Annotated in this window: 13 protein-coding genes; 9 read left to right on the forward strand and 4 right to left on the reverse strand. The window is 69.8% G+C overall.

Annotated features, from left to right (window positions below):
* Nucleotides 1-25 precede the first annotated feature (25 nt).
* The 9 genes from VF289_RS12985 to VF289_RS13025 all read left to right on the forward strand — a co-directional run bounded on the left by VF289_RS12985 (nucleotide 26) and on the right by VF289_RS13025 (nucleotide 10,775).
* Entirely contained in the window at nucleotides 26-1,090 is a 1,065-nt protein-coding gene (locus VF289_RS12985; protein ID WP_330884313.1) for an ABC transporter substrate-binding protein, read from the forward strand.
* The gene (locus VF289_RS12990; protein WP_330884314.1) at nucleotides 1,087-2,187 is read left to right on the forward strand and encodes an iron ABC transporter permease; all 1,101 of its coding nucleotides are present in this window, start codon (nucleotides 1,087-1,089) and stop codon (nucleotides 2,185-2,187) included. The genes VF289_RS12985 and VF289_RS12990 overlap by 4 nt, the downstream gene beginning before the upstream one ends.
* The gene (locus VF289_RS12995) at nucleotides 2,184-2,999 is read left to right on the forward strand and encodes an ABC transporter ATP-binding protein (RefSeq protein WP_330884315.1); all 816 of its coding nucleotides are present in this window, start codon (nucleotides 2,184-2,186) and stop codon (nucleotides 2,997-2,999) included. The genes VF289_RS12990 and VF289_RS12995 overlap by 4 nt, the downstream gene beginning before the upstream one ends.
* Nucleotides 2,996-4,981: an FAD/NAD(P)-binding protein gene (locus VF289_RS13000; RefSeq protein WP_330884316.1), complete on the forward strand. Its 1,986-nt coding sequence runs from the start codon at nucleotides 2,996-2,998 to the stop codon at nucleotides 4,979-4,981. The genes VF289_RS12995 and VF289_RS13000 overlap by 4 nt, the downstream gene beginning before the upstream one ends.
* A gap of 135 nt (nucleotides 4,982-5,116) precedes the next feature.
* A complete protein-coding gene (locus VF289_RS13005) occupies nucleotides 5,117-6,946 on the forward strand; it encodes an ABC transporter substrate-binding protein (protein ID WP_330884317.1) in 1,830 nt (609 codons plus the stop codon).
* An 8-nt stretch (nucleotides 6,947-6,954) separates the two neighbouring features.
* Nucleotides 6,955-7,965: an ABC transporter permease gene (locus VF289_RS13010; RefSeq protein ID WP_330884318.1), complete on the forward strand. Its 1,011-nt coding sequence runs from the start codon at nucleotides 6,955-6,957 to the stop codon at nucleotides 7,963-7,965.
* 1 nt (nucleotide 7,966) lies between these two features.
* A complete protein-coding gene (locus VF289_RS13015; RefSeq protein ID WP_330884319.1) occupies nucleotides 7,967-8,977 on the forward strand; it encodes an ABC transporter permease in 1,011 nt (336 codons plus the stop codon).
* Nucleotides 8,974-9,933, forward strand: coding sequence for an ABC transporter ATP-binding protein (locus VF289_RS13020; protein WP_330884320.1), 960 nt, complete (start codon nucleotides 8,974-8,976; stop codon nucleotides 9,931-9,933). The genes VF289_RS13015 and VF289_RS13020 overlap by 4 nt, the downstream gene beginning before the upstream one ends.
* Nucleotides 9,930-10,775, forward strand: coding sequence for a dipeptide/oligopeptide/nickel ABC transporter ATP-binding protein (locus VF289_RS13025; protein WP_330884321.1), 846 nt, complete (start codon nucleotides 9,930-9,932; stop codon nucleotides 10,773-10,775). The genes VF289_RS13020 and VF289_RS13025 overlap by 4 nt, the downstream gene beginning before the upstream one ends.
* A gap of 387 nt (nucleotides 10,776-11,162) precedes the next feature.
* On the opposite strand, the gene VF289_RS13030 is transcribed toward VF289_RS13025, so the two are convergent.
* From VF289_RS13030 to VF289_RS13045, 4 genes are all read right to left on the reverse strand, one after another.
* Complete coding sequence (locus VF289_RS13030; protein ID WP_330884322.1) at nucleotides 11,163-11,783, reverse strand: TetR/AcrR family transcriptional regulator; 621 nt, start codon at nucleotides 11,781-11,783, stop codon at nucleotides 11,163-11,165.
* A 64-nt stretch (nucleotides 11,784-11,847) separates the two neighbouring features.
* Nucleotides 11,848-12,588 (reverse strand): sulfite exporter TauE/SafE family protein, encoded by a 741-nt coding sequence (locus tag VF289_RS13035; RefSeq protein ID WP_330884323.1) that lies wholly within the window; start codon nucleotides 12,586-12,588, stop codon nucleotides 11,848-11,850.
* Between the two features lie 5 nt (nucleotides 12,589-12,593).
* Nucleotides 12,594-14,129 (reverse strand): UDP-N-acetylglucosamine 1-carboxyvinyltransferase, encoded by a 1,536-nt coding sequence (locus VF289_RS13040; protein ID WP_330884324.1) that lies wholly within the window; start codon nucleotides 14,127-14,129, stop codon nucleotides 12,594-12,596.
* 86 nt (nucleotides 14,130-14,215) lie between these two features.
* Complete coding sequence (locus VF289_RS13045; RefSeq protein ID WP_330884325.1) at nucleotides 14,216-14,743, reverse strand: HNH endonuclease; 528 nt, start codon at nucleotides 14,741-14,743, stop codon at nucleotides 14,216-14,218.
* Nucleotides 14,744-14,878 lie beyond the last annotated feature (135 nt).

A 14,878-nucleotide genomic window follows, 5' to 3' on the forward strand; every position in this document is an offset into this window, starting at 1 on the left:
CCCGACCCCAGACCCGAGGACCATCATGATCACCGCCCGCCGCCGCACCGTGCTCGGTGCCGCCCTCGCCGCCCTGCCCGTCCTGGGACTCGCCGCCTGCGGCGAGGTCATCGTCGAGGGAGGGTCCGAGGCCGCCGGCGAGCTCACGATCGTCGATGACCAGGAGCGCGAGGTCGTGCTGACCGGTCCCGCCCAGCGCGCCGTCGTGCTGAACAGCTACACCAACGAGTTCCTGCGAGCCATCGGCGCCGCCGACCGCGTCGTCGGGGTGGATCGGGCCTCCCTGGACCGCCTGCCCTACCTCGGGCTCGCCGAGGACCAGATCATCGCGGAGGGGCTGGACCAGCTGAACTACGAGGCGATCGCCGAGCTCGAACCGGACGTGGTGATCCTGCCGCGCAATGCCGTCTGGCAGGAGGCCGCCGAGCAGCTCGAGCCCTTCGGCATCCCGCTGATCGTCGCCACCGCCTGGGACACCGAGGTGGTCGATGCGACCCTCACCCTGCTCGGTCAGGTGTTCGGTCTCGAAGACGGCGCCCAGGGCGTGCTCGACTTCCGCGCCGAGATCTCCGGGCTGCTCGAGCAGCACCTCGCGGACGTCGACCCCGTCCCCGTCTACTTCGAGACCGTCGAGCCGTACCTCACCACCCTGCCGGGCTCCGGATTCCACGCCATGATCGTCGAGGCGGGCGGCACGAACATCTTCGACGACGCCTCCGGGGGCGACGCACAGGAGGAGCTGACCGTCGATCCCTCCGAGGTGGTGCTGCGCGACCCGCAGTTCGTGCTCCACGAGTTCGAGCCCTCCGCCGAGCCCGTGGACCGCTTCGACACCCTGCGCGAGGACATCGCCGCCCGCCCCGGCTGGGCCGACATGACCGCGCTCGCCGAGGAGCGGATCGCGATCGCCAACGGCTGGGCCACCAGCGCGCTCGGCAAGTCCCTCGGCGCCCTCTACCTCGCCTCCTGGCTGCACCCGGAGGAGATGGCGGCGATCGACCCCGACGAGTATCTCACCCGATGGGTCACCGAGTTCCAGGACACCGAGCTCTCCGCCGCGACCGACTACGTGCAGGGGCCCGGAGCATGACCACCACCCTCGAACGCCCCGCAGGCACCTCCGACGCCCCTGAACAGGGCGGCGCCGCCCTCTCCCGCCGGCGTGAGCTGCGCAAGTCGCTGATCCTCGCCGCCGGCCTGGTCGTCTCCGTCCTCGCGCTGCTCAGCGCCGTCACCCTCGGCACCGCCGGGGTCGGCCTCGGCGACGTGCTCCGCTCCGTGCAGGTGAGCATCTTCGGCGGCACCATCAGCGCCGACTTCGCCTCCACCTATTCGGTGATCACCCAGCTGCGGCTGCCGCGGGTGCTGCTCGCCTTCACCGCCGGGGCGGCGCTGTCCGTCTCCGGCGTGCTCATGCAGGGCCTGCTGCGCAACCCCCTGGTCAGCCCCTTCACCCTCGGCGTCTCCCCGGCGGCGGCGTTCGGCGCCGCGCTGGTGATCACCCTCGCGGGCACCAACCAGCTCCCGGCCTGGGCCACCATCGCCGGCGCGATGGTCATGGCGCTCACCGTCTCCGCCGTCGTGCTCGGCATCGCCACCGCCCGTCGCATGGCCGTGGCCACCCTGCTGCTGCTCGGCATCGCGATGACCCAGATCTTCGAGGCACTCACCTCGGCGCTCCAGTTCACCGCGAACGAGAACACCCTGCAGGCCATCATCCGCTGGACCTTCGGCTCCGTGAACGACGCCGTCTGGTCCGACGTGCTGATCGTCGGGGTCCTCACCCTGCTCGCCGTGCCGGTGACCCTGTTCTTCGCCAAGGACCTCAATGCCATCGCCTTCGCCGGCGACGACGCCGCCCGCAGCTTCGGCGTCAACGTCGGCCCGCTGCGGGTGGGCCTGATCGCGCTCGCGGTCGCCCTCGCCGCAGTGGTGGTGTCCTTCTGCGGGATCATCGGCTTCGTGGGCCTGGTCGGCCCGCACATCGCCCGCCTCGCGATCGGTGCGGACCACCGCCACCTGCTGCCCTTCGCCGCACTCTCCGGGGGGCTTCTGCTGCTGGTCGCGGACGCCGTGGGCCGCACGATCATCGCCCCCGCCGTGGTGCCCGTCGGCATCGTGGTCGCCTTCATCGGCGGCCCCGTGTTCATCTACCTCATCCTGACGCGAAGGAACACCCTGAAGTGAGCCTGACAGTCGACCGCCTCTCCTTCTCCTACGGGGCGCGCACCATCCTCGAGGACATCTCCTTCGAGGTCGCGCCCGGCGCGTTCTGCGCCCTGCTCGGCCCCAACGGTTCCGGCAAGTCCACCCTGGTCAAGGCCATCGCCGGGGTGCATCGCGCAAAGCAGGGCACCGTGACCGTCGAGGGTCGCGCCACCGCGAGCCTCGGCCGCCGCGAGCTCGCGAAGGTCGTCGGCTATGTGCCGCAGGCCGGTGACGCCCCCTTCGACCTCACCGTGCGCGAGGCCGTGATGCTGGGCCGCACGCCGCACTTCGGGATCGCCCCCCGCGCCGAGGATCGTGCGAAGGTCGAGGACGCGATCGTGCGGATGGGCCTGGTGGAGATCGCCGAGCAGTCCATGTCAGAGCTCTCCGGCGGGCAGGCGCAGCGCGCGCTGATCGCGCGGGCCCTCGCCCAGGACACCCGGGTGCTGCTGCTGGACGAGCCCACCAGCGCCCTCGACCTCCGCTATCAGATCGAGACCCTGCAGCTGGTCCGCCAGATCACCCGTGAGGAGGGCATCAGCGCGCTGATCGCGATCCACGACCTGAACCACGCCGCCCGATACTGCGACCAGGTGGTGGTCCTGCATGGTGGCCATCTGGTCGCCGACGGCACCCCGGAGCAGGCTCTCCGGGCCAGCACGCTGCGCAGCGTCTACGAGGTCGATGTCGAGGTCGCCGCCCGGGAGGGCGCCGTCGAGGTGCGCCCCCGCGTGGACGAGGCGGGCTTCACCCGGACCGGCTCACGGCTCGGCGAGCTCGTCACCCCATGACCGCCCAGCACACGTCAGAGCACGTCGCGGAAGGCGTCGCCGAGCACGGCGCCGAGGACGTCGTCGAGCACTTCGACGCGGTGATCGTGGGCGGCGGTCCTCGCGGAGTCGCCACCGTGCTGCGCACCGCCGCCCGCGCCGCGGCCACGGCAGGCCCCCCGGTGAGGCTGGCGGTCATCGACGCCCTCGCCGTCGGCTCCGGCGCGACCTGGCTCGTGGACCAGCCCGCGGAGTACCTCAACAACACCCAGGCCGACGCCACCACCGTCCACCCCGATGACTCGACCCGCATGAGCGGTCCCGCCGCACCGGGCCCGGACCTCGTGGACTGGGCCCGCCGAGTGCGGGCCGACGGCGGCCATCCGGCCGGGGACTGGGTGCTCGAGGAGGCCTCCGCGCTCACCGGCGCCTCCTTCCCGACCCGTCGGCTGCAGGGCGTGTACTTCCGTGACCAGCTCCAGGCCGCGATCGCGACCGGCGCGGTCGAGACCACCGAGGTCGTGGCCCTGGCCGTCGACCTCGTGCGGGCGGGGGAGGAGACCGCGGTGGTGCTCGAGGACGGTCGCCGCCTGGCCGCCCCCACCGTCGTGCTCGCCCAGGGAATGCTCCAGTCCCGCCGCAGCCCGGAGATCGAGGCGCTGGTGGACTTCGCCGAGCGCTTCGGCCTGCGCTATGCCGAGCCCGGCATGCCCGCCGAGCGTGACTACGGCAGGCTCCCGGCAGGGGAGACCGTGCTGATCAGAGGGCTCGGCGCGAACTTCTTCGACGTCATCGGCCAGCTCGCCGCCGACTGGGGCGGCGCGGTCGAGTCCGTGGAGGGCGACCCGCACGGACGCCTGCGCTACCTGCCCAGCGGCCGCGAGCCGCGGCTCGCGGTCGGTTCGCGGCGCGGGCTGCCCTACCGCTCCAAGCCCGAGGGCGGCCGCCCGGTGCGGCCCTTCGCGGCGCGCTGGGCGAGCACCGACTGGTTCGACGCGCTCGCGGAGCGCACGGACGTGGACTTCGCCGGCGAGGTCTGGCCGGTGCTGGCCCGGGAGTTCGCCCGGGTCCATCTCGAGGCGCTGGAGGAGTACGCACCGGAGGCCGTGGCAGGCGACTGGCTGTCCGCGCTCGAGTCCGCCGGCACCGCCGCGGAGGTCGACGCGGTGCTCACCGCGTCGGTCACCTCCCCGCGCTGGGCCTGGACGCTCGAGGAGCTGCACCGACCCACCCACGGGCAGGTGGTGGGGGAGCGGGAGTGGTCGCAGCGGGTGACTCGACTGGTCGATGACGAGCTGGGCTCGCTGGCCGACCCCTGGCGGCATCCTCGCGCGGCGGTCAACGGCGCCATGGGTGCACTGCGACGTCCTGTCGGTCGGCTGACCGGGCTCGGCGCCTTCACCGGCGAGTCCCTCGCCCGCGATGTGCTCGGCTGGTTCGACGGGGACTCCCTGGCCCTCGCCTCCGGTCCGCCCGCGGACCGGGTGCGCCTGGTGCTGGCGCTGATCGAGGCCGGGATCATCGAGCTGATCGGTCCTGAGATGGTGGTCGAGGCGGATCCCTCCTCCGGGCTCTTCCGCGCCGCCTCACCGGTGACCGGCCGCGTGGTCACCGCCGCAGTGCTGCTGGAGACCCGCATGTCCAAGGGAAAGATCCCGCAGACCAGCGATCCGCTGCTGCGTTCCCTGCTGGAGTCCGGCCGGGCCCGGATCCACACCGTGGGCGGCGTGGCGACCCACAGCATGGAGGCGACCGGGGCCGAGCTCTCCGAAGAGGCGCTGACCGGGCACAATCTCCTCGCCGCCGACGGTACGGTCGACGAGTCCGTGGTGGTGCTCGGCATCCCCGCCGCCTCCACCCAGCCCGGCTCCGCGATCGGTGCCTCTCCGGGTGTGCCCTCGCCGCTGCTGGCCGGCGCGGACATCGCCGCGAAGCAGATCCATGCCCGCCGGAGGGAGGCGATTGCCGCCAGGGAGTTCGTCGACGCCTCCACCGTATGGTGAAGCAGGTCACAATCGTTATCGGACCGTAACGCCTACCAGTGGATGCTTTCTCTCGGGAGCGGTTCAATCTCTCCAACGGATCAAGGCCGATCCGACGCTCCAAAGGCGGAGCGAGAACTGAGAGGTGGGTCAGCCATGACCGTTACCCGAGACAGCCAGCTCCCCGGAGGAGCATCCCGTCGTCGATTCCTGGCAGGCACCGGTCTCCTCGGCGGGGCCGCGGCCCTCGCCGCCTGCGGCGGTGCCACCGGCACCGGCGGAGGCACAGGCGGAGGGAGCGGCGGTGAGGAACTCGTCGGCGTCGGGAACAACGGCAAGGCAGGATCCGGGCGCAGCGGCGAGGCGGCGGACCACCTCTTCGTCGCCGGCTTCCAGTGGAGCCCTCCCACCAACTACAACACCTTCGCAGGCGCCCCCGCATGGCCGGCCGCGGGCAACGTCGCCCAGTACGTCTACGAGACGCTGCTGCGTTTCCACATCGTCTCCGGCGAGCTGCTCCCGGGCCTGGCCGCCTCCCATGAGATCAACGGCAACGAGTCGATCTCCCTGACCCTCCAGGAGGGCATCACCTGGCACGACGGCTCCGAGTTCACCGCCGACGATGTGCTCTACACCTTCGAGCTCGGCAAGATCGATCCGGGTCTCGGCGTCGCCTCGTTCTGGACCGAGGTCGACGAGATGACGGCCGAGGGCAGCACGATCAACATCGCGATCAACGCCGAGCGCAAGAACGTCGGCTCGGTGCTGACCCAGCTCGCCCAGCAGTTCATCGTGCCCAAGGCGGTCTTCGAGAAGGCCGCGGAGGAGACCGGCAACAAGATCGCGAGCTGGGAGACCGATGAGGCGATCGGCACCGGTCCCTTCACCCTGGAGCTGGCCGACCAGACCCAGGTCATCCTCGCCCGCAACGAGGACTACTGGGGCAAGGACTTCTACGGCGGCCTGCCGGCCATGTCGAAGATCATCCACCCGATCTTCAAGTCCAACGAGGACGGCAACCTCAAGTTCCAGAGCGGCGAGCTCGATGTGATGCAGCAGTTCGTGCCCCAGATCTGGAAGATGTGGGAGTCGGACAAGCCGGTGGGCACCTACCTCAAGGAAGAGCCCTACTTCTCGCCCGGCTCCATGCCGATGCTCCTGATCAACACGACCCTGCCGGGCCTGGACGACCCGGAGGTGCGCAAGGCGCTCGCGCACGCCGTGGACTACGGCTCGATCGCCGAGACCGCCATGTCCGGGTACTCCTCGCAGGTGCTCGCCTCGCTCGTCATCCCCGACGGCGCCGAGGATCAGTGGCTGGATCGCGGCAAGGCGGAGTCCGATGGCTGGGTCTTCGACGCGGCCAAGGCCGAGGAGATCCTCGCCGGTGCGGGATACGAGAAGGGCTCCGACGGCTTCTACGCCAAGGGCGGCACGAAGCTCGGCCCCTGGAAGCTCATCACCCCGCAGGGCTGGACGGACTGGAACGCCGCTCTCGAGATCGTGGCCAAGAACCTGCAGGCCATCGGCATCGACGCCTCCACCAACTTCCCGCAGCAGGCCCAGACCGCGACCGCCATCCAGAACGGCGACTTCGACATGGCATGCTGGTACGTGGCCGGCACCAACCCCTCCACCCCGTGGCAGCGCTTCAGCGACGTCATGAGCAATGTGGACATGGCGCCGCTGGGGCAGACGGCCTATCGCAACTTCGGACGCTGGGAGAACGGCGAGGTCAACGACCTGCTCGAGGCCGCGGCCTCCGCACCGGACGATGCCTCCAAGCTGGAGGCGATCACGGCGCTGGATGACCTCTACCGCGCGGAGATCCCGGCCTTCCCGCTGATGTACCGGCCCGATGAGTTCTTCGAGTTCAACGCCTCGAACTGGTCGAACTGGCCCACCGAGGAGAACGACTACGCCCCGCCGATGTTCCGCGGCGCCGGCAACGACTGGATCTTCAAGCTCAAGAAGATCGGCGGCTGAGGGACCACGTGAACCTCGGCCGCTACATCGCCCAGAAGACGGTGTGGTACGTGGTCGCGCTGGTGGCAGCAGTGGGTCTGAACTTCCTGCTGCCCCGGCTCGTCCCCGGCAACCCCGTCGATGTCATCGTCTCGAACCTGTCCCGCGGCGGCTCCGTCACCAGTGAGCAGCAGCAGCAGGTCTATGAGAGCTATGTCCAGGAGTTCGGTCTCGACCAGTCCCTGTGGCAGCAGTTCATCACCTATCTCGGCAAGGTCTTCACCGGTGATCTGGGGACGTCCTTCGCGTATTACCCGACATCCGTCAACGAGCTCATCGGGGATGCGCTGCCGTGGTCGATCGCCGTGCAGCTGCCGGCGATCCTCATCGGGTGGATCCTCGGCAACGTCATCGGCGCGATCGCCGCGTTCCGCGGCGGGAACTGGGATCGCAGCGTCTTCACCTCGTCGCTGTTCCTCTCCGCCATGCCGTACTACTGCCTCTCGATCCTGCTGCTGTACGTGTTCGCCGTGGTCGCCGGGGTCTTCCCGGTGGGAGGGGCGTACTCCCTGGGGCTCACCCCGGAGTTCACCCTCGCCTTCCTCTGGGACGCGATCAGCTACTACTGGCTGCCGTTCCTCTCGCTCGTGATCGTCTTCATCGGCGGGCAGGCCGTGGGCATGCGCTCGATGGCCATCTACGAGCTGGGCGGCGACTACGTCAACTACGCCCGTGCGATGGGGATCAAGGACAACAAGATCACCCAGTACATCTTCCGCAACGCGATGCTCCCGCAGATCACCGGCCTCGCGCTGGCGATCGGCACCCTGGTGGGCGGTGCGCTCATCACCGAGCTCGTCTTCAGCTATCCAGGAGTCGGTCTGCTGCTGTTCAACGCGATCGCCGCCAACGACTATCCGGTCATCCAGGCGATCACGCTGATCATCACCGTGGCGGTCCTGCTGGCGAACTTCGGAGTCGAGATCGTCTACGGCATCGTCGATCCGCGCATCCGCGCGGCCAAGTCGGGGGAGAAGTGATATGTCCACTGTGAACACCTCCATGGCCGAGGAGACGGCCGCTCCCCGTGCCAACACCTTGCGCTCCTTCAACTTCTCCGGCCGATTCTGGGTGGCACTGGTCCTGGTGTCCCTCGTGATCGTCATGGGTCTGGCCGGGCTCGTCTATCCGACGGGTCCCGGCGAGAAGGTGGGATCGCTCTATGACGCCCCGGGAGGCGGGCTGCTGCTGGGCACCGACAACTTCGGGCACGACGTGCTCGCGGTGCTGATGGCCGGGACCCGCACATCCCTGATCATCGGACTGGTCGCCGGGGTCGTCGCGACCACGATCGGCGTGACGATCGGGCTGCTGGCCGGCTATGTGGGCGGCTGGTTCGAGGAACTGCTGATGGGCGTCACCAACGTGGTGCTCGCGATCCCCTCGATCGTGGTGCTGATCCTCATCTCGATGTCCCTGCCCAACAGCACGATCTGGTCGCTCGCGGTGGTCATCGGCATCACCTCGTGGCCATGGACCGCCCGTGCGGTGCGCGCCCAGGCCTCGTCGGTGGCGACCAGGGAGCACATCGACGTGGCGCGGCTCTCCGGGGCCCGCCTGGCGGGGATCCTGGTCAAGGACGTCCTGCCGTACATCCTCTCCTACGCGGTGATGGCTTTCGTGCTGCAGGTCTCCGGCGCCATCCTCGCGGAGGCCGCGCTGTCGATGCTGGGTCTGGGGCCGTCCGGGGCGAACTCCCTGGGCACCCAGCTGCACTGGGCTCTCGCCTTCCAGGCGGTGGCCACGGGTGCCTGGTGGGCGTTCCTGCCGCCGACCATCGTGCTGACCCTCGTCTCCTTCGGCTTCCTGCTGCTGCAGGCGAGTCTCGACGAGGTGTTCAACCCGCGCCTGCGGCGCGGCAAGCGCAGACAGATGAAGCGGGCCGCCGCTCGACGGGCCGAGGAGGCCCGGCTGCTCGCCGAGCAGAACGGAGCGGTGGGGGCGGCGCCCCCGGAATCCTCCGACCGAGCGAGAGCAGGTGAGAACGCATGAGCGTCTCGAAGTCGACACGGCCCGGTGCAACCCCCGGGATCCTGGCGCGCGCCGAGAACGTCCGCTGCGTCTACGGCGGCGGGGAGCAGGACTTCACCGCCGTCGACGGGGTCTCGATCGAGCTCCGCGAGGGCGAGATCCTGGGGCTGGCCGGCGAGTCCGGCTGCGGGAAGACGACTCTCGGCAATGCGCTGGCGATGATCGCGACCCCGCCGCTGTACGTCCTCTCGGGGACCCTCGAGATCGATGGCGAGTGGATCGACCTGTCGACCCTCACCACCGCGGACTCCGCCCGGCACCGGCCCTATCGCGGGCGCACCGTCTCGATGCTCCCGCAGGGTGCGATGAACTCCATCAGCCCCACGCTGCGGATCAGCAATCTCGTGCGCGACGTGATGCGGGCGCATGACCCGCGGATCACCAAGGACGAGGCGCTGGACCTGGCCCGGGATCGGCTGAAGATGCTGGACATGCCGGTGCGCGTGCTCGACTCCTACGCCCACCAGCTCTCCGGTGGGATGAAGCAGCGCATGATCACGGTGATCTCGACGCTGCAGAACCCCCGCCTGCTCATCGCGGACGAACCGACCTCGGCCCTGGACGTCTCCAGCCAGCGCATGCTGGTCGAGATGCTCCTGGAGATGGTCGAGCAGGGGATCATGTCGGGCGTGGTCTTCGTGACGCACGATCTCCCGGTCCTCTCGCAGGTCTCGGACAAGCTGGCGATCATGAACGCGGGCCGGATCGTCGAGTCCGGGCCCACGCGACAGCTGGTGGAGGATGCGCAACATCCCTATACACGCACGCTGCTGGCCTCGGTCCTGGATCCCAGCCACGAGACCCGGGAGCGGGGGATCGCCCGTCGATCCACCGCCTCGCCCTCGCTGACCGAGCCCCCCGCCCTGTCGGCGCCCGCTGCGTCGACCACGAACCCCGAGGAGGTGGGGACGCCATGACGGAGCCTGCCGCGACGACCCCGCAGGACCAGACGATCACCCGCAGCACGACCGAACGCGAGATCCTGCTGTCCTGCCGGAACGTCACCAAGGAGTTCAGCGTCGCCGGATCGAAGATCACGGCGGTGGACGACGTCAGCCTCGAATTCCCCGAGGCCAGCGTGCTCGCCGTGGTGGGGGAGTCCGGGTCCGGCAAGTCGACCCTGGCGAGGATGCTGCTGCGCCTGATGCCGGTGACCTCCGGCACGATCACCTTCCGTGGACAGGACGTCACGCATCTGAAGGGGAGCGGCCTGCGCGAGTACTGGACGGAGGTGCAGGCCGTCTTCCAGGACCCCTTCGCCGCCTTCAACCAGTTCTTCACCGTCGGGTCCCTGCTGCGCCGCAGCCTGGCCCTGGCCCAGATCCCGAAGGACGAGGCCGATGCCCTCATCGAGGAATGTCTCGGATACGTCGATCTGCGACCCAAGGAGGTGCTGCACAAGTTCCCGCACCAGATGTCCGGCGGGCAGCGCCAGCGGGTGATGGTGGCGCGTGCGCTGATGATGCGGCCCAAGGTGCTGCTCGCGGACGAGGCGACGAGCATGCTCGACGCCACGCTGCGGGTCAACGTGCTCAACGTCCTGCACGATCTGAAGAACGACCTGGGCCTGACGGTCCTGTTCATCACCCATGACATCGGGCAGGCGTGCTATCTCGCCGACCGTGTCGCCGTGATGGAGCAGGGCAAGGTCGTGGAGCGAGGCACCACGGAGGAGGTCATCTTCTCCCCGCAGGGCGAGTACACCCGGCGCCTGCTCGCGGATGTCCCCGATCTGAAGGGCAGCCTCAAGGGGAGCTGAGCGATCGCGCTGACGCCCGTGCTCAGGGCCCCGCAGAGCCCCGTCCCGCTGTCGCGGGGCGGGGCTCTGCGGTCGTCGGGGTGCGGTGCGCCGATCCAAGAATCCGTGTTCCTCGAGAACTGTCGAGAGGGGGCGCATGGACAGTCGGCGGGACCCGGTCCGCCGCTCGGCAGGTCAGCCGCCCAGCCCCACAGCCGCCCTGCCCGTCCCCCTCCCTGGGCGTGCCGTTCGAGGAGTTCGAAGACCTCGGTGTCATCGACTCCCGGGAACCGCTGAACCAGGACGTGCTGGTGGAGACCTGGCGCGCGCTCGCGCAGGACGGTGCGGCCGTGCTCTGGCAGGGCGCGAGCAGCCTGCTCACCGATGGTGCGGGCCCGCGCGGCCGGGTCACGAGGTGGGGGCCAGCAGCACCGCGAAGGACTCCAGGGTGCGCTCGAGCTCGACGGAGGGCTCGAGCAGCCACTGGATCTGCAGGCCGTCGGAGGCTGCGACGAGGAGGGCCGCGATGTCGTCGGGGTCCACATCGTCGCGCACCCGTCCGGCGGCCTGCTCCGCGGTCAGGCGTCCCGCGAGGTCCTTCCTGATCCGCGCGAAGCGGTCGCTGAAGAACACGTTCGAGGGCGTTCCCTCCGCGGCCAGCGAGGCGGCGACCAGGGTGGTGTAGAGCTCGACCATCCCGGGCACCCCGACATTGATCATCGCGGCTTTGACCAGCACATCGAGGGCGGATCTGTCCTGGTACGTCTTCGCGGTGTCACGGAGGGACTCAGCATGCTCGTACACCGCCACCAGCAGCTGCTCACGGGAGTCGAAGTAATGCAGCAGGGCCGCGTGCGAGACCCCGATCGCCGTGGCGATGCCGCGCAGGGAGGTCCCGTCGGCGCCGCGCTCCCGGAACACCTCGATCGCGCGATCGAGGATCTCCTGGCGGCGGGCGACGCCTTTGGAGTACGAGCCGGCGTGCCCGACCACAGCGGATCGTCCGGCGGAGAGCTCCTCGTTGGGCATGGAGCTGATGATATCCAGGCCCGAGCTCTGCCAGGCCGCCTTCGCCGGGTGTCGCCGGGGCTTCTCAGACCAGCGCCGCGACGCCGCGGGCGAGGGCGAGCACCGCACCGATCATCGCGATCACCAACACGCTGCGCAGGAGCGAGGAGCCGTCGACCCGTCGCGCGAGCCGGTCGCCGACCACCAGGCCCACCAGCAGGGAGAGCAGCAGCGCCGCCCAGCCGCTCGGGGCGAGGGAGGGCAGGGCTCCCTTCGCGAGCAGCGAGACGATGCCCAGCACCAGCCCGTGCAGCTGGACGGTCGCGGCGAAGCGATGGTGCTCCCACCCGGTGGCGCGGGCATAGACGACCACGCCCGGCCCGCCCACTCCCGCGGTGACGTTCATGAACCCGGAGGCCAGGCCCCCGGCGGCGCCGAGCGCCGTCGAGGGCGGCACGGTGCGTCCCCGCATCGACATCGTCGCCCCGAGGCCGAGGATCACCAGCAGGGCCACCACGATCGTCAGCGGTGCCTCCGGCAGCAGCGCCACCGCGACGGCGCCGGGCACCACGCCGAGCGCCCCCATCGGGACCAGCACCTTCGCCCGCGACCACTCGACGTCCCGCCACACTCGAGCGAGGATCAGCGAGCTGGCCACGCAGCCGGCGGCGTTGACCGCGAGGATCCCCTCGAGGGGACCCAGCACGAGCACCAGGAAAGGTGCCGAGAGCAGGGCGAACCCCATCCCGGTGGCGCGCTGCGCGATCGCACCGACGAAGGTGCTCAGCGCCACGCCGAGCAGGATCAGTCCTCCGGGGTCGCCCATGGCGCTCAGATGTCCCGGAAGGTCTCGATCCGTGCCCCGAGCTTGTTCAGGCGGGCGGCGAGATCCTCGTAGCCGCGGTTGATGACGTAGACGTTGCGCAGCACGGAGGTGCCCTTGGCGGCGAGCATCGCCAGCAGGATCACCACCGCCGGGCGCAGCGCCGGCGGGCACACCAGCTCCGCGCCGCTCCAGCGCGTGGGCCCTTCGATCAGCACCCGGTGCGGATCCATGAGCTTCACGTTCGCGCCGAGCTTGGTGAGCTCGGTGAGGTAGATGGCGCGGTTCTCGTAGACCCAGTCGTGCAGCATCGTCTGGCCCTCCGCGGTCGCGGCGATGACCGCGAAGAACGGGAGGTTGTCGATGTTCAGCCCGGGGAAGGGCATGGGGTGGATCTTGTCGATCGGCGCCTTCAGCTCCGAGGCATGGGTGGTGATGTCGACCAGCCGCGTGCGGCCGTTCTCCGCCATGTACTCCTCGGAGCGGTCGTAACGCAGGCCCATCTCCTCCAGCAGCGCCAGCTCGATCTCCATGAACTCGATCGGCACCCGGCGCACCGTGATGCTGGACCGGGTCACGATCGCGGCGGAGATGAGGCTCATCGCCTCGATCGGGTCCTCGCTGGGGGCGTAGTCCACATCGGTCGAGATCGAGGACCTGCCGATCACGCGCAGCGTCGTGGTGCCGATGCCCTCGATCGAGACCCCGAGCTTCTCGAGGAAGAAGCACAGGTCCTGGACCATGTAGTTGGGGCTGGCGTTGCGGATGACGGTCTCGCCCTCGTACAGGGCGGCCGCCAGCAGCGCGTTCTCGGTGACGGTGTCGCCGCGCTCGGTGAGGACGATCGGTCGCCGTGCACCGGTGACCGCCGAGGTGGTGGCCTGGTAGTGATGATCGGTGGCCACGACCTCGAGGCCGAAGTGGCGCAGCGCGGTCATGTGCGGCTCGACGGTCCGGGTGCCCAGGTCGCAGCCCCCGGCGTAGGGGAGCTGGAACGTCCCGGCGCGGTGCAGCAGCGGGCCCAGGAACATGATGATCGAGCGGGTCCGCCGCGCGGCGTCCGCGTCGATCGAGGAGAGGTCGAGGGTCCGGGGGACCTGCAGCTCGAGGTCGTTGTCCGAGTTCAGCCAGGTGGCCTTCACCCCGATGGAGGTGAGCACCTCGAGCAGCCGGTTGACCTCCTCGATGCGGGCGACCTTGCGCAGCACCGTGGTGCCGGTGTTCAGCAGCGAGGCGCACAGCAGGGCGACACCGGCGTTCTTCGAGGACTTCACGTCGATCGCGCCGGAGAGGGTGGTCTCGCCCTGCACGCGCAGATGGCTCGGACCGGAGGTGCCGAGGCCCACCAGCTCCGAGTCCAGGGCCGAGCCGATCTTCGAGACGGTCTCCAGCGTGAGGTTCTGCTGGCCCTTCTCGATGCGGTTCACGGCGCTCTGGCTGGTGCCCAGTTCGGCGGCGAGCTGGGCCTGGGTGAGGCCGGAGTGCTGACGGGCGTCGCGGATCAGGGTGCCGATCCGGGCCAGGTAGTCCTCGTTCTCAGTCATGTCCTGACCGTAACTCACATATGAGATACGTGCAGTTGGGAGTTGGTGCGGTGATCCTCACGTTGCGCCGGAGCGCCTGGTGGCACTCATGCGCGGACCAGCACGGGGAGGCTTTCGGCGTGACCGGCCACCCGGTAGGAGAGGGCGGGGTCATAGGGCTCCGCACGCAAGGGCATCCCGGCCTCCTCGGGGGTGAGAGCCGCCTTGCGGTTGTTGCACTCCTTGCAGGCCGAGACCAGGTTCGTCCAGCTCGACTCGCCGCCGCGGGAGGACGGGAGGATGTGATCGACCGTGGCCAGCAGCGCTTCGCGCGCCGGTGTCTTCGAGACGCTGCGCCCGCAGTACGCGCAGGTCCAGTGATCGCGTTCGTGGACCGCTCGGTAGGAGAAGCCGACGGAGCGCTGGCCCGCGCCCTCCACCCACGCACCGCTCAGCTCCCGGGTGAGCTCGAGGGCGATGGGGACGATGCGGTCTCCGAGCATCGTGAGCTCGACCGGGTCGGCGACCTCCCGGCGGATCATTCCGAAGGCGTGGCGCACGGTGGTGGTGTGCAGCAGCTCGCCGATCCCCGTCGCGGGGTCGTACCCGAGGTTGTAGACCTTCACCAGGCTCATGGGTCGGCTCCTTCCGCCGGGCGCTGCGCGTTGCCGCGGCCCGGACCCGGGAGGGAGGCACACGGCCGAGCAGGGACAGAGTGCCCCGCCCGGGTGACCGGTGTCACGACAATTGTGTGCCGCGCGGGCGACGAG

The organism is Brachybacterium sp. (assembly GCF_036379615.1).
Classification (GTDB): Bacteria; Actinomycetota; Actinomycetes; order Actinomycetales; family Dermabacteraceae; genus Brachybacterium.

Coding starts and splice junctions, on each gene's coding strand:
- VF289_RS13000 (WP_330884316.1), top strand. CDS start 2,996: ATGACCGCCCAGCACACGTCAGAGCACGTCGCGGAAGGCGTCGCCGAG.
- VF289_RS13030 (WP_330884322.1), bottom strand. CDS start 11,783: ATGCCCAACGAGGAGCTCTCCGCCGGACGATCCGCTGTGGTCGGGCAC.
- VF289_RS13020 (WP_330884320.1), top strand. CDS start 8,974: ATGAGCGTCTCGAAGTCGACACGGCCCGGTGCAACCCCCGGGATCCTG.
- VF289_RS12990 (WP_330884314.1), top strand. CDS start 1,087: ATGACCACCACCCTCGAACGCCCCGCAGGCACCTCCGACGCCCCTGAA.
- VF289_RS13045 (WP_330884325.1), bottom strand. CDS start 14,743: ATGAGCCTGGTGAAGGTCTACAACCTCGGGTACGACCCCGCGACGGGG.
- VF289_RS12985 (WP_330884313.1), top strand. CDS start 26: ATGATCACCGCCCGCCGCCGCACCGTGCTCGGTGCCGCCCTCGCCGCC.
- VF289_RS13015 (WP_330884319.1), top strand. CDS start 7,967: ATGTCCACTGTGAACACCTCCATGGCCGAGGAGACGGCCGCTCCCCGT.
- VF289_RS13025 (WP_330884321.1), top strand. CDS start 9,930: ATGACGGAGCCTGCCGCGACGACCCCGCAGGACCAGACGATCACCCGC.
- VF289_RS13005 (WP_330884317.1), top strand. CDS start 5,117: ATGACCGTTACCCGAGACAGCCAGCTCCCCGGAGGAGCATCCCGTCGT.
- VF289_RS13040 (WP_330884324.1), bottom strand. CDS start 14,129: ATGACTGAGAACGAGGACTACCTGGCCCGGATCGGCACCCTGATCCGC.
- VF289_RS13035 (WP_330884323.1), bottom strand. CDS start 12,588: ATGGGCGACCCCGGAGGACTGATCCTGCTCGGCGTGGCGCTGAGCACC.